The 14,108-nt window shown below is 55.0% G+C and carries 14 protein-coding genes, 1 tRNA gene and 2 pseudogenes; 12 read left to right on the forward strand and 5 right to left on the reverse strand.

Annotated features, from left to right (window positions below):
* Window positions 1-238 precede the first annotated feature (238 nt).
* Window positions 239-481, reverse strand: a complete 243-nt coding sequence (locus RTE01_RS12180) for a helix-turn-helix domain-containing protein (RefSeq protein ID WP_134525184.1) — start codon at window positions 479-481, stop codon at window positions 239-241.
* 371 nt (window positions 482-852) lie between these two features.
* Between RTE01_RS12180 and srlA the strand changes: the two genes are divergently transcribed.
* The 5 genes from srlA to symE all read left to right on the forward strand — a co-directional run bounded on the left by srlA (window position 853) and on the right by symE (window position 4,654).
* Window positions 853-1,380: a PTS glucitol/sorbitol transporter subunit IIC gene (srlA, locus tag RTE01_RS12185; protein WP_134525183.1), complete on the forward strand. Its 528-nt coding sequence runs from the start codon at window positions 853-855 to the stop codon at window positions 1,378-1,380.
* Complete coding sequence (locus tag RTE01_RS12190) at window positions 1,377-1,748, forward strand: PTS glucitol/sorbitol transporter subunit IIA (RefSeq protein WP_134525182.1); 372 nt, start codon at window positions 1,377-1,379, stop codon at window positions 1,746-1,748. The genes srlA and RTE01_RS12190 overlap by 4 nt, the downstream gene beginning before the upstream one ends.
* Window positions 1,745-2,725, forward strand: coding sequence for a PTS glucitol/sorbitol transporter subunit IIB (srlE, locus tag RTE01_RS12195; RefSeq protein ID WP_134525181.1), 981 nt, complete (start codon window positions 1,745-1,747; stop codon window positions 2,723-2,725). The genes RTE01_RS12190 and srlE overlap by 4 nt, the downstream gene beginning before the upstream one ends.
* A gap of 22 nt (window positions 2,726-2,747) precedes the next feature.
* Window positions 2,748-3,764: a Gfo/Idh/MocA family protein gene (locus RTE01_RS12200; protein ID WP_134528372.1), complete on the forward strand. Its 1,017-nt coding sequence runs from the start codon at window positions 2,748-2,750 to the stop codon at window positions 3,762-3,764.
* Between the two features lie 563 nt (window positions 3,765-4,327).
* The gene (symE, locus tag RTE01_RS12205; protein ID WP_134525180.1) at window positions 4,328-4,654 is read left to right on the forward strand and encodes an endoribonuclease SymE; all 327 of its coding nucleotides are present in this window, start codon (window positions 4,328-4,330) and stop codon (window positions 4,652-4,654) included.
* Window positions 4,655-4,772: 118 nt separating this feature from the next.
* Here the strand turns inward: symE and RTE01_RS12210 are convergent, their stop codons facing one another.
* Together RTE01_RS12210 and RTE01_RS12215 are read right to left on the reverse strand one after the other, a co-directional pair.
* The gene (locus RTE01_RS12210) at window positions 4,773-5,765 is read right to left on the reverse strand and encodes a PDDEXK family nuclease (protein WP_134525179.1); all 993 of its coding nucleotides are present in this window, start codon (window positions 5,763-5,765) and stop codon (window positions 4,773-4,775) included.
* A 28-nt stretch (window positions 5,766-5,793) separates the two neighbouring features.
* Window positions 5,794-6,435, reverse strand: coding sequence for an HNH endonuclease (locus RTE01_RS12215; protein ID WP_134525178.1), 642 nt, complete (start codon window positions 6,433-6,435; stop codon window positions 5,794-5,796).
* A gap of 250 nt (window positions 6,436-6,685) precedes the next feature.
* Between RTE01_RS12215 and RTE01_RS12220 the strand changes: the two genes are divergently transcribed.
* Window positions 6,686-7,459, forward strand: coding sequence for a type IV toxin-antitoxin system AbiEi family antitoxin (locus tag RTE01_RS12220; protein WP_141335056.1), 774 nt, complete (start codon window positions 6,686-6,688; stop codon window positions 7,457-7,459).
* Window positions 7,452-8,069 (forward strand): annotated as a pseudogene (locus RTE01_RS12225) (nucleotidyl transferase AbiEii/AbiGii toxin family protein); the annotation flags it as partial. The gene RTE01_RS12220 and the pseudogene RTE01_RS12225, both read left to right, overlap by 8 nt.
* Here the strand turns inward: RTE01_RS12225 and RTE01_RS26395 are convergent.
* Together RTE01_RS26395 and RTE01_RS12235 are read right to left on the reverse strand one after the other, a co-directional pair.
* A pseudogene (locus RTE01_RS26395) lies at window positions 8,054-8,845 on the reverse strand (tyrosine-type recombinase/integrase); the annotation flags it as partial. The pseudogenes RTE01_RS12225 and RTE01_RS26395 overlap by 16 nt on opposite strands.
* Before the next feature lie 199 nt (window positions 8,846-9,044).
* Window positions 9,045-9,129: transfer RNA gene (locus RTE01_RS12235), tRNA-Leu, on the reverse strand.
* A 281-nt stretch (window positions 9,130-9,410) separates the two neighbouring features.
* Here RTE01_RS12235 and RTE01_RS12240 point away from each other — a divergent pair.
* From RTE01_RS12240 to RTE01_RS12260, 5 genes are all read left to right on the forward strand, one after another.
* Complete coding sequence (locus RTE01_RS12240; RefSeq protein WP_134525176.1) at window positions 9,411-10,424, forward strand: HNH endonuclease; 1,014 nt, start codon at window positions 9,411-9,413, stop codon at window positions 10,422-10,424.
* Window positions 10,424-11,002: a class I SAM-dependent methyltransferase gene (locus RTE01_RS12245; RefSeq protein WP_134525175.1), complete on the forward strand. Its 579-nt coding sequence runs from the start codon at window positions 10,424-10,426 to the stop codon at window positions 11,000-11,002. Before RTE01_RS12240 ends, RTE01_RS12245 begins: the two co-directional genes overlap by 1 nt.
* A 147-nt stretch (window positions 11,003-11,149) precedes the next feature.
* On the forward strand, window positions 11,150-12,169 hold the full coding sequence (gene ahr / locus RTE01_RS12250) for an NADPH-dependent aldehyde reductase Ahr (protein WP_134525174.1): 1,020 nt from the start codon (window positions 11,150-11,152) through the stop codon (window positions 12,167-12,169).
* Window positions 12,170-12,356: 187 nt separating this feature from the next.
* Window positions 12,357-13,229: a carbohydrate ABC transporter permease gene (locus RTE01_RS12255; protein ID WP_045853265.1), complete on the forward strand. Its 873-nt coding sequence runs from the start codon at window positions 12,357-12,359 to the stop codon at window positions 13,227-13,229.
* Complete coding sequence (locus tag RTE01_RS12260) at window positions 13,219-14,106, forward strand: carbohydrate ABC transporter permease (protein ID WP_041143815.1); 888 nt, start codon at window positions 13,219-13,221, stop codon at window positions 14,104-14,106. Before RTE01_RS12255 ends, RTE01_RS12260 begins: the two co-directional genes overlap by 11 nt.
* Window positions 14,107-14,108 lie beyond the last annotated feature (2 nt).

Genomic DNA, 14,108 nt, shown 5'->3' on the forward strand with positions numbered 1-14,108 from the left:
CCATTACGGCGCACAGGCGCCGTTTGTTTCGTGAAGCCCGGCAGAACAATAATGGCTATCTGTATATTAGGCTTGAATACTATTTTTCAGCCGAGCCTCCCTATCGCGCGGCTCAATGCCGTTTTAATAACAGCCCTCTTATTATGGGGTCCTTATCCCTGGCTAAAATAAAGCTAGCAATATGCAATTACTCCCCAGCTAGCACCAATAATTTAAGACCCGAAAAATGATTCAACTCTTATGTTCCATATTTCGACATAATAATATTTAATATATTAGCCGGATCAATAGAAAGCAAGACAGCAATATGTGCAAATTCCACGACATCTAATCTCCTCTCGCCACTCTCCATTTTGGCGACAAATGATTGTGGGCGCCCCAGTGCCTGGGCCAGCTTTACCTGAGTTAACCCCTTTTCCTTCCTTGCTGTGCGCAATAATTTTATAACCATTTGATATTCTTCAGAATAAATAGAAGGCATGTTGTTTTTCTCGATCTATATCCCAAAATCGAATATTGATCGCTTCCATGAATATCCCAAAATGGGATAATTTATTATCCAACGCTCCCCAGAAAAAAACAGAGCGCATTACGGTAGCTCACGCGCTATGACCGAAGAAAAGAAGAAAAATAGCCGCCAGCTTATTTATTAGGCGTGAAACATCGGGATCCTGGCCGTTCCGTAACTCAGGTACATCACAAAGGCAACTGCATTAGCTTCCAGGGGAATCCAAATATAACCCCGTTAAAACAATGAGTTTCGTTTGTAACCTTAACCACCACAGGGAACTTTACTTATGAAAATCACCACCGCTGCCGCACTGCTCACTCGCCTTACGCAAGGAGGTCGCCATGTTTCTGGTTACCCTTGCTGAAAGCTTTATCGATATCTTCCAGCTCGCCGGGAAGGTCTTTCTCGACATGATGAGCGGGATAATCCCGATGCTGATCTGCCTGCTGCTCGCCATCAACTTTCTGATGAAGCTGGTAGGCCAGCAGCGCATGGAGCGGGTCGCGACGCTGCTTGGCCGCTCGCGCATTCTGACCTATGGCCTGCTGCCGATCCTCGGCTGGTTTTTTATGAGCAGCCCCGGCGCGTTGACGCTCGGCAAGCTGCTGCCCGAAAAGAGTAAACCCGGTTATGAAGACGCTCTGGGCACCACCGCCCATCCGCTAACCAGCCTGTTTCCCCACGTGGTGCCTTCGGAGCTGTTTGTCTGGCTCGGCGTCGCCGCAGGGATCCAGACGCTGGGGCTACCGATAACCGAGCTGGCGCTACGCTATATCGCTGCCGCCATCGTAATCGGCCTGCTGCGCGGCATGATCACCGAATATCTGTTCCTGCGCTTACGCCATAAAGCAACGGGAGGTACAGCATGATCTATCAGGCCCATATCGAACGCATCGGCCCTCACGTAGCGGACGGGCTGGCGGATAACCTACTGATTACCTTCCGCGCCGACGGCCCGGCGGACTGCCTGGACTATGCCCTCGCTCTGAGGCCGGTTTTCCAGCACGAGCATGCCCGTCTCCTGGCGGGAGATCGGTTAGTTATCGACGGCGAAAACTACACTATCAGCGCCGTTGGCAGCCATGCCCTACAGGCTCTGCTGGAACTCGGGCACCTGACCTTCATCTTTGACGGCGCCAGCACGCCACGCCATTCGGGAGCCGTGCATCTGGCAGGGAACGCGCCAGCGCTCGTTGCATTACAAGGGGATATGACCGTTAAGGAGGGGACGCGATGAACGTTGTCAATGTTGCTCCCGGCAGCGAGGGTTACGGTTCCGGGCTGGCGCTGCCAATCGGCAGCGGCCTGAAGGTAGTCTCGCTGACCGGACGCGAAATCCATCCCGTCGCCCGCAGGCTGGGTGAGCTTACGCAATCGGAAGTGATCAACGGCTTTCAGGCCGTCCCGCCGGATGAGGAGACGCTGTGCGTGGTGATCAACTGCGGCGGTTCGCTACGCTGCGGGCTGTATCCCAAAAAAGGGATCAAAACGATTAACGTGCTGCCCACCGGCCAGGCCGGACCGCTGGCGCAGTTTATCAACGCCGGCAACTACGTTTCGGACGTGCGGGAGGCGCAGATTACCCGCATCCCCCGGGAGACGTTAGCGAGTGAGCCGCAGACGGCGATTGTCGAGCCTTCCCCGCCTGCCGCGAGGCTCCAGTCCGTCCCCACGCCCGGCAACATGCTGATTCTGGCGGTGGAAAAGCTCGGCAATAAGACCGGCCACGTGATTGCCCTGCTGTTTGCCGCCAGCCGCGAGGCGGTGGACGTGTCGTTGCGCACGGTGATCCCCTTTATGGCCTTTGTGTCGGTGCTGATCGCTATCGTGCAGGCCACGTCGTTGGGCAACGTAATCGCCCACGCCCTGACGCCAATGGCGAACTCGCTGTGGGGATTGCTACTGCTGTCGGCGATCTGCGGCATCCCCTTTCTGTCGCCCATTCTCGGGCCCGGCGCGGCGATTACCCAGGTAGTGGGGGTGATGATTGGCACCCAGATTGGGCTGGGGCATATCTCGCCGGCCTTCGCCCTGCCCGCTCTGTTCGCCATTAACGTGCAAGTGGGTTGCGATTTCGTCCCCGTCGGCCTCTCGATGCAGGAGGCCAAACCGGAGACCATTGCCAGCGGCGTATCGGCCTTCTTGCTTTCCCGCCAGCTAACCGGCCCGCTGGCCGTGATGATTGGCTGGGTATTTTCCCTGGGACTGTTTTAATACATCTGAAAGGAACGTCATGATGAACAACTTAAAAGTGGCCGTTGTCGGCGCGGGAATTTACGGCAAACATCATATCAACGCCTATCTGCATAACCCGGACGTGGAGCTGGTCGCGGTGTGTGACAACAACGTGGAGCGGTGCCATGCCGCGGCGAATGAGCTGGGCATTCCGGGCTATGCTAGCCTGCCCGCGCTGCTGGATAAACAGCAGGTGGATATCATTTCCGTGGCGACTTCCGATCCTTTCCATAAGGAACCTGCGCTGCAGGCCATTGCCCAGGGTAAGCATGTGCTGATTGAGAAACCGCTGGCGACCTCGGTCGCCGACTGCGAGGAGATTATTGCCGCCGCCGTGGCGCACGGGGTGACCGTCGGCGTCGACTTTCACAAGCGCTGGGACCCGGCGGCGCTCCGCGTGCGCATGGAGGTACAGAAGGCAGAAAGCGGCAAGATCCTGCGCGGCTATATCAATATGGATGACGTGATCGCCGTTCCGACCGAATGGCTGGCCTGGTCGGCACAGAGTTCGCCGGTGTGGTTCCTCGGCTCGCACTGCTTCGACCTGGTGCGCTATATCAGCGGGCAGGAGGTGAAATCGGTTTACGCGGTCGGGCAGAAACGGCTGCTGGCGAGCAAGGGGCTGGACACGTGGGACAGCGTGCAAAGCACCCTCCTGATGGAGGACGGCAGTTCGTGGGTGATTGAGAACAGCTGGGTCCTGCCCGCCGCTTTCCCGAAAGATAACGACGGGCGCATGGCAGTGCTGTGCGAGAACGCCTGGATCCGCTCCGATTCACAAAACCGCGGGCTGGAGATCTTCGGCCAGCAGACGGTTAAAACCCCGAACAGCTACTTTATTACCTACCGCGACGGCGTCGCCAGCGGGTTTGGTATTGACCCGATTAATGACTTTATTAAAGCGGTGAAAACCCATACTCCGTATGCCGCCAGCGCAGACGACGGGCTACAGGCCAGTCGGATTTGCGAGACGGCGCATAAAAGCCTGCAGAGCGGCCAGGTGGAGCTACTGGTTTAACGGGGCCGGGAACAGGGATGTCTCCTCTCCCTTTGTCACTTTATACATCCGGTGACTGGCATTAGCCGATAACCGGATGGACTGCCCCCGCGGATGGCGATTCGCGCCACGCCTTCGGGCGCCAATAATACATACTTCGAACACATCTGTTTCTTCATGCTGCCACATCGTTTAAAAGCAGCGCGCCGCAGAACGGGACATTCCCGGAAGATGCCGGGCATCCTCCTGAGCGTCGATGAGGTGAAGGGGCTTATTCGCAGGATAGCGTCATGGGCTGATATTTTTACCCTGTGGTTGATAATAATATTTCTCGTTAAATAGTTTAATTTTCAATAAGGAAGTAAATCCATTCATTTATTTTATTCATTATTTTAAAACATCACGATTAAATATTAATTCCATGATTCTTAAAATAGACCAGAAGGCGCCGATTAAGTTTTATTATCAGTTGGACTTTATTTTTATTACTGGGTAAATTTACAGGTGTTATTTAGCGCGATGCGAACGTGTTGAAGCACGCCCGCACCGCTCATCACAATCACTATTTAGAAGGAATAGCAATTATGACTGAGACCGATTGTATTGCAGATTCATTCGATGCAGAAGTGCCGGTGAAAAATAAGCGCCAGCTTACCGTGAGCTATGCGAGCCGCTTTCCGGATTATACCCGTATTCCGGCTATCGTTATGAAGGGCCAGTGGCTGGAGGCGGCCGGGTTCGCGACGGGAGCAAAGGTAGAGGTTCGGGTCATGGCGGGCTGCATCGTGCTGACGGCGGTTGAGCCGGAACCGGAGCTGGAAGAAGCGATGCGCAAAGTAGAGAAGCTGTCAGCGAGGAAGCAGAAACAGGTCCGGGAGTTTATTGGGGTGATTGCGGGAAAGCGAGGTTGAAGCCTCTCGCATAAGGTAAATATCAATGCTTAATTCAAATGAGGGCTTAGGCTAAGCCCTCATTACATCCAGCAGCATTCTGCCATATGAGACAGAGGCTCTTGCCGTTGCTAAGCCATCAGCGCTTCTCAATGATGAAACCATCCCGCCGCAAAAAATCTATCACCTTTTCGATATTGCCAATTCCCCACTGATTAGATATCGCAATCAGTTCGCCGGATGGGAGTTCGATCAGCGCATCTTCGTGCATATGATACCTGTTTTGCCTGCCTTCCGGGATTTGTTCGGCCAGGACGATCGTTCTGTGTATCAGAATTTCGCTTAGCTTAGATTTCAGCGTATTAAGATCCTGGGGATTATGTTTACTAATCCAGTCAGTGAAAAGTGCCAGGGCCAGCTTACGTTTATTATAAATCACGCCATTATATTTATACTCGGAGTAATCTTTTTCTGATTTTTGGCTGCTGATTATTTGCTCTGTCCGCTTCTCCCGGAATCTCACCTGGTACTCTTCTAATTCCGGCACCGGAATGATCTGTTCGGCATTAATGAAAACTTCGCCCTTAAAGCTATACGGCGTGAGGCGAACGCAGCGAATATCGATACCCTTATCCCTTAACCATATTGCGGTAGTCGTCAGCTCTTTGCTAAAACCTGCAGAAGCAAGAATAATGCGAATATCCTTACCAAAATCAACGAGTTCACTCTCATCAAGGTCAACAAATTCAAGTAAGCTATCTTTGGCATTTATCTCTTTATTGTGCTTCAGCAAATAGGATTGATAGTATTCACACGCTTTAGTAAAGCTCATTGTGGAAATCATTGCCGCATATCTTAGCGCCTGCAGCTCCATATGCGCACCGATCTCATCTCGCTTCAGCTCGATGACCACAAGATTGGCCTGCTTATCAATGGCTAACAGATCGATTCTACGACGGCTATCTTCCCAGTCAGAAAACTCTTCCGCGATCACCATGCAATCTGGCGCGATAATATCGATATTTTTCTCGATCGCTGCCTGTAAATCATATCGTTCCTGGAGGCCTTCTGAAGTGAAAGACGTTTTTTCCAGGGCTGTGAGTTTTTTATCAAAAATATTATACAGTGCCACCTTTAAGTTCCTTGTAGGCAAAAAATAATTATTCTACATCCATCAGGCTTTTTAATTCTTGCGGTGTAAACGGGGGATTTCGGCGATGCAACATAGCATGGCAATTAGGGCAAACCGGAATAAGATCGGTTTTTGGGTCCAGATGATAATCCTCTTTAATTGCCGACAGCGGAGTCAGATGGTGAACATGGATAAATCCTTTCGCTATGTTCCCGTACTTCTTTGACATATCGAGGGCACAAACCATACATAAGTAGCCATGATAGCGCAGCGCAGCCTCGCGGGCATGACGATCCCGTTCATAGCGATTTACCATCACCTGAACCGCCGCCCCTTCAACGAACTCGTCCTGCGACAGTAGCTCATCGGGGAACAGAGAATCATCTGCAGCAACGCCGCCTTTATGATCGTCAATAATGCGAAACCCCTGGTCCATCAGCAGCTTGACGCATTTTGATTTGATCCCACCGCTGAAATCCGCAGGCGTAAACTCAAAGCCGGTGACCATTGAAGCGGCAATCCCCACGATAGCCTTTGAAGGGTAACGACGCCCCTCAAACTCGACTTCGTACAGCCGCGCTGCCTTGAACTGGTGAGCAACACCTGCGTCATAGGCGCGAATGGCTTCGATGATGCTTTCCCTTGATAACCGATTCGGTAACTTCTTCACCTGGTAAACTCATGCCATGGGAGATAGCTCATTATACTCAAATCGATATGCATTTCTCGATCGCATAGACCAGAGGAATGATTCTGTCGGACCGATGTTATTACTGATTTTTTGCTTTATTAGACTTGAATAGACGTGGACTGATACAACTCTCGCGGGCAACATTTATGCTGCGACAGACGCCGTACATTGACTTTTCACTCACTAAATAGTTTACTTTTTTTATTATAGTTACACCATGAGTGAATCTATGGCATCAAAAATAAACTGGCTATTGCAAAATACCTCTCCAGGAAGCCTGGTTTTGCAATCCTGGCTAACCCGGAACAACATATCGCCTTCTCTGGCCTTTAAATACGCGCAAAATGGCTGGTTAATAAAACTGCGGGCTGGCGTTTATGCGCGCGCAGGACGAGAACCAGACTGGAGTGATGCGCTATGGTGTCTGCAAAACCAGCTTGAAGCGCCGGTGCATCTGGCCGGACTGAGCAGTCTCTCCTGGCAGGGCCGTTCCCATTACCTACAGCTTAAGCAGAGTCAATGCTGGCTTGGCGTTGAAAACAAAGCGATATTGCCCAAATGGTTTAAAGAATTTCCCGGCGTTGAGTGGTGGGTGGTATCGGCTCTGAAGCTCCCTGAACTGGATGAAAAATACCGAACTGAGCTTGAGGTTAAAGGAAAAAGAATAACCGCCAGTACGCCAGAACTGGCAGCCTACGAGCTATTAAGCGCAGTACCTCAGGAAATCTCATTTGAGCACGCTGCCGAGCTTTTTCAGGGACTAGTCAATCTCAACCCACGTAAAGTGGAGAAGCTGCTTACGCTCAGCCAGTCCGTACAAACCAAGCGCCTGTATCTGTTTTTCGCCAGTTTCTATGAACATGCATGGTTTAAACGGGTAGATACCAGCAAAATCGACCTGGGGTCGGGCAACCGACAAATCGTTGTTAATGGCAAGCTGAACACGCAATACCAGATTACCGTGCCCGAAAATTTTACCAGGAAGGGAATAAACCATGGATAAAACCTCTCCCTACTACCGCCAGGTCGCCCTGCTGGTGCGGGCATTACCCTATGTCGCTAACGAGCCCTGTTTTGCGCTGAAAGGCGGAACGGCGATCAACTTATTCATCCGTGATTTTCCCCGCTTGTCCGTTGATATCGATCTGGCCTGGATCCCGCTGGAAAGCAGAGAGGTCGCGTTGCCTAACGTGCGGGAGGCACTCACCCGTATTGCCGCTGAACTGGAAGCGCAAGCCGGGATCCGTGCAGTGCTGCAAACCCATAATCCCGATGAGATGCGCATCATTGTCACCACGGACGACGCGCAAATTAAAATTGAAGTCTCGCCGGTTGCCCGGGGAACACTATATCCACCGCAAGAACGCGACGTCGTCGAAGCCGTGGAGGAAGAATTTGGTTTTGCCGCGATCCCGGTTGTCTCACTGCCCGATTTATACGGTGGCAAGCTATGTGCTGCGTTAGATCGCCAGCATCCCAGAGATTTCTACGACGTCAAAATGCTCCTTGATACACAAGGAATCGACCGCGCCATTTTCAATGGTTTTATCGCTTACTTGCTCAGCCATAATCGCCCATTGTCCGAAGTACTTAACCCACGCTGGAAGGATATCGTCCACATAGCAGTTTCAAAATCGACTTCTGACCAACGAGCAAATCGCAGTTCACTAGATCGAATAAATACCAATAACGTCAGTTCCACAGCTAAGCGTGTTAGTGGTCTGCCGGTATATGTGTCGATCCGATGAAGTAGTTCAGGTATACGATTAAGTTCTAGTGCAGCACGATGCTGACGTTTAGCTGTGGCGACCGCTCCAGTTATCTCTTGTGCGGGGTTGTAATCGATTAAACCGCTCTGCACGGCAAATCGCATAATTGCTGTTGTTCGTTGTTGTAGACGCGCTGCCACCTCAAGACGTCCAGACATCTCTACGGCTTTGATGGGAATAAGTAAATCTCTGGTTTTTAACTCAGCGATATTCCGCTTACCAATCGTATCGAACAGATTATCTTCCAGACTTTTAAGAACACGAGCACTATGCGACTCAGACCACTTTTGATTGCTAGCGTGCCAGTCTCTGGCAACAGATTCAAATATGATGACCTCTTTAGCCTGTTCTTCTTTTACTGCACGCTTATGCTCACGAGGATCGACACCGGCAGCAACAAGCCTCCTGGCCTCTTCCCTTTTTTGACGAGCATCAGCCAGTGACGTTTCGGGATAAACACCAAAAGCCATCAGGTGTTGTTTACCGCCAAAGCGGAAACGAAAGCGCCAGTATTTGGAGCCGTTAGGGTGTATCAGCAAAAACATGCCGTCGCCATCGACGAGCGAGTATTCCTTTGCCTCAGGTTTTGCAGAACGCACCTTGGTATCAGTCAGGGCCATGATGGTATTCCTTCCATATGCTGCCGTGAGTATATAAGCATTATCGAACCAGCATATATACTCGGTTCTATACTCACAAGCATGTTGATGTGGGGTAACTCAGATTGACGTCGGTTGACTGAAAAGCGGGGCAAAGCCTTGCGGATACTGGATTTCAGGCACAAAAAAAGACGTCCGTTGACGTCTATTGATGTTCCGATGGTGCCGAAGGCCGGACTCGAACCGGCACGTATTTCTACGGTTGATTTTGAATCAACTGCGTCTACCGATTTCGCCACTCCGGCACAGAAGGGATACGGAAACGTTGTGGATTATACCTGTCGTTGGCTGCCATGCAAGCAACAGCGTATGCCGGCGACGCTAAGTGTCGAAAAAAACAGCGTAACCCGCCTTATGCCGCGCTAACCCGCGCGCTCCCCTGCTCTCTCAGACCTTTATCTCCGAACCTGCTCGCAAAAACCTGCAAACGCTTCAGGGCGGTTTACATTTTCAGCCATTTGTTATCAGATCCTGTTATTGGTTCGCGTAATAACGCCGATACTTTCCCAATAACAGGGTGCCCGCTATGCGTTTCTATCAGATCGAACCCACGCTGGAGAACTACTGGCGCGGCATTATTCTGTTTGGCAAGAACGTCGCCTCCTACAAGTTCGCGCTGGCCCACGCCCTGTACGACGTCCGCCGCGACGGCAGCGACCTGATCCTGCTCGAAGACCTGGCGCTGCCCTTCAGCCAGCATCTGTGCCGCCATCTGCAGCAGGCGCCGAAGCAGATCACCTCCGCCAGAAGCCAGTTCCTTAATACCTGCGACAGCTTTAACCGCCGGGAGATAAACCAGGATCGGCTCACCGCCGCCACGGTGAAGCTCGGCTTTAGCGTGGTGCTGGATAAGTTTCACAACGTCAATCAGGGCGAAATCGATACGCGCTTTTTTATCGACGAGCGCAAGACGCATAAGGGCATCCGCCTGACCGACAGCTTTTACCAGCTGACCGAGCGCCAGCAGTACCCGAACCTGATCCATGAAACCGAGGCCCGCTGGCGGCTGGTCGAGCAGGCGTGGGCGATGAACGTCTCCCGCAGCCTAATCGCCATCGAGTACGATGCGGCCGAACAGCAGCTATTCAGCACCAGCAATGCCCGTCGGGTAGCCATCTCCAGCTGTCGCGACAGCCTCAACGGCTACCAAAAAGGACGATGCTTCTACTGCTACGCGCCGGTTAGCCTCGATAGCGGCGACGAGAATCTGGCCGACGTCGACCACTTTATCCCATGGAGCGCCCGTCATGAGGTGGGCAATATCAACGGCGTCTGGAATCTGGTCCTCGCCTGCCGGAGCTGCAACCGCGGCGAACGGGGCAAGTTTATGCGGGTGCCGTCGCAAAAATTACTCTACCGGTTGCGCGACAGGAACGAATATTTTATTACCAGCCACCTGCCGCTGCGCGAAACGCTCATCCGCCAGACCGGGAGCACGCCGGCGCGCAGGCATGATTTTTTAAACAACGCCTGGAATACCGCGCGTATTACGCTGCTTCATGAATGGGAGCCCCAGGCCGCCGGGCCGGATATCTTCTGATGACCATCAACTACTACCAACACAACGCCGACAGCTTTTTTACCGCCACCGTCGCTGTCGATATGTCCTCCCTGTACGCCCCCTTCGTTGAGGCGCTAACGCCGCCGGAGCTGATCCTCGATGCTGGCTGCGGTTCCGGGCGCGATGCGAAAGCTTTCGCCGAGATGGGCTATCGGGTTGAGGCCTTTGACGCCTCCTCAGAAATGGTGGCGCGGGCGGCGCGCTACAGCGGGCTGCCGGTCCGCCAGCGCAGCTTTACCGACATCAGCGAAACCGCGCGCTACGATGGGATCTGGTGCTGCGCATCGCTGCTGCACGTGCCTGGCGATGAGCTTCCCGGCGTGATGCAGCGGCTGGCGACGGCGCTTAAACCCGGCGGCGTCTGGTACGTCTCGTTTAAATACGGGACCGGCGAGCGCGAAAAAGAGGGGCGACGTTTTACCGACCTCGATGAAGCGGGCCTCACGGCGCTGGTCGCCGCTCTGCTGGATATCGACATCACGCGGATGTGGCAAACCCTGGATAAGCGCCCGGAACGCAGCGAAACCTGGCTGAATGCGCTGCTGCTGAAGGCCTGAGCCTGGTCTCCCTTCCCCTCGCCGCCGGGGGGAACCCTGGCCGCTCTTCGTTTCTCGCCCCTCCCCCCACACCTCCTTCTGCCAAGCGGCGCCACCCCCAATGCTCTACACTTCCTTCTTATCTACGCCAAACCCAAGGAAACCGTCATGAGCATAATTAAAAGCTACGCCGCCAAAGAAGCGGGCGCCGATCTGTCACTGTGGGAATACGACGCCGGTGAACTCCGGCCGGAAGATGTCGAGGTCCAGGTAGAGTACTGCGGCATCTGCCACTCGGACCTGTCGATGATCGACAACGAATGGGGCATGTCGAGCTACCCGCTGGTTGCCGGGCATGAAATCATTGGCCGCGTCGCGGCGCTGGGCAGTGCGGCGCAGGAGAAAGGGCTGAAGGTCGGTCAGAAGGTCGGCATCGGCTGGACGGCGCGCAGCTGCGGACACTGCGACGCCTGTATCAGCGGCAACCAGATCAACTGCCTGGAAGGCTCGGTGCCGACCATCATCAACCGCGGCGGCTTTGCCGATAAGCTGCGCGCCGACTGGCAGTGGGTGATCCCGCTGCCAGAAAGCATCGATATCGAATCCGCCGGCCCGATGCTCTGCGGCGGCATCACCGTCTTTAAACCGCTGCTGATGCATCACGTCACCGCCACCAGCCGCGTCGGCGTCATCGGCATCGGCGGCCTCGGCCACATCGCCATCAAGCTGCTGCGCGCGATGGGCGCGGAGGTCACCGCCTTCAGCTCCAACCCGGCAAAAGAGCCGGAAGTGCTGGCGATGGGCGCCGATCGCGTAGTCAACAGCCGCGATCCTGAAGCCTTAAAAGCGCTGGCCGGTCAGTTCGACCTGATCATCAACACCGTGGCGGTGGATCTCGAATGGCAGCCGTACTTCGAAGCGCTCTCCTGGGGCGGCAACTTCCACACCGTCGGCGCGGTGATGAAGCCGTTCCCGGTTCCCGCCTTCACCCTGATCGGCGGCGACCGCAGCATCTCCGGTTCGGCGACCGGCAACCCGTCCGAGCTGCGCAAGCTGATGAAGTTCGCCGGACGCAGCAAAGTGGCGCCAACCACCGAGCTGTTCCCGATGTCGCAAATCAACGAAGCGCTCAAGCACGTGCGCGAAGGCAAGGCCCGCTATCGGGTAGTGCTGAAAGCCGACTTCTGACGATCTCCGCCGCGCTCAGGCCGCATGTACGCTGCCTGAGCGCCGGTGTGTAACCTCTCCGCCGGGCGGCCCGTCTGCCCGGCAGCTGCGCCCCCGGTCATTAAATAGTCATCTTCCCGCCATACTTTTGCAGTCAAAGCTTCTCACAATCCGTGCTTCGACAATGCCCGATTGAGACGTCGCCGTTATGAGAAAAAGCTGGCTCCCCTGGCTGATACTGTCACCTTCGCTGCTGTTTTTACTGCTCTTTACCTGGTTCCCGCTGGGGCGATCGGTCTACGACAGCCTGTTCGATACCCGGATGGTCAGCGACGGCGCGCAGTTCGTCGGCCTCGATAACTTCACCCGCCTGTTCGCCGATAGCGTCTTCTGGCAGTCGCTGGTCAACAACCTGCTCTATATCCTGCTGACGGTGGTGCCCGGCGTGACGCTGGCCCTGCTGCTGGCGGTGGCGCTGAGCGAAAATCACCGCGTCAACCGCTGGCTGCGCACCGCCTTCTTCTTCCCGATGATTATCCCGATGGTCAGCGCCGCCGCGCTGTGGCTGTTTATCTTTATGCCCGGCCTCGGCCTGCTCGACCACTATCTGGCGAAGATCGTCGGCCCGATGAACAACAACTGGCTGGGGCGCAGCAACACCGCCCTGCTGGCGCTGGCGCTGATCGGGGTGTGGAAGTTTGCCGGCTACTACATGCTGTTTTTCCTCGCCGGCCTGCAGAGCATCCCGGCCTCGGCCCGCGAAGCGGCGATTATGGAAGGCGCCACCCGCAGCCAGGTGTTCTTTAAGGTCACCCTGCCGCTACTGCGCCCGACTCTCAGCTTCGTCATCACCACGGCGCTGATCTACTCCATTACCCAGATTGACCACGTGGCGGTGATGACCCGCGGCGGGCCGGACAACGCCACCACCGTCCTGCTCTACTACATCCAGAACCTGGCGTGGGATACCCACGACCTCGGCAAAGCCTCCGCCGCCACCTTCCTGACGCTGGCCGGGCTGTTCGCCTTCTCGCTGCTTAACCTCAGACTACTGGAGAAAGGAGCCCACCATGAGCGCTGAAATCTCGCCGCTGGCCGTGCGCTCACCGGCCGCATCGCGCCCGCTGTGGCTGCGCCTGCGTCGTTCGCAGCCCTTCACCCTCAGCGTGCTGATGTGCTGCCTGGCGCTGCTGTGGGTGAGCCCGTTTATCTGGATGCTGGCAACCTCGTTCAGCGCCACCACCTTCGGCGAGGATATGGCCTCGCTGCTGCCCAGGCTGCCGCTGACCCTCGATAACTTCCGCGACGCCTGGGCCAGCGCCGACTGGCTGAGCCTCTATGCCAACACCCTTATCTTCACCTTCGGCACCTTCTTCGTGCAGCTGCTGACCATCACCACCGCCGGCTACGTCTTCGCCTGCCACGAGTTCCGCGGCAAGCAGACCCTGTTCCTGCTGTTCCTGGTGCAGCTGATGATCATGCCGGTGGTGATGATGGTGCCGAACATGCTGACCCTTAAAACCTTCGGCCTGCTCAACACCCTCACCGGGGTGATGATGCCCTACTTCACCTCGGCGTTCGGCGTGTTCCTGATGCGCCAGGCGTTCCTCGCCATCCCCAAAGAGCTGGAGGAGGCGGCGCTGATGGAGGGCTGCCGCTGGTGGCAGGTGCTGTTCCGCGTGCTGCTGCCGATGTCCTGGCCATCGGTGCTGGCCTTCGCCACCGTCAGCATTACCTACCACTGGAACGAATACCTGTGGCCGCTGATGATGCTCAACGATCCCGATAAGCAGGTGCTGACCGTGGGGCTGGTCTCTTTCGCCATGGGCGCCGAATCCGGCGGCCAGTGGGGCACCATCGGCGCCGGGACGCTGATGGTCTGCCTGCCGCTGATGCTGGCGTTCATCCTTTTCCAGAAACAGTTCCTGCGAAGCTTCGGCTTCTCCGGGATCAAATAAGG

Source organism: Klebsiella terrigena (assembly GCF_006539725.1).
In the GTDB taxonomy this organism is placed as follows: Bacteria; Pseudomonadota; Gammaproteobacteria; order Enterobacterales; family Enterobacteriaceae; genus Klebsiella; species Klebsiella terrigena.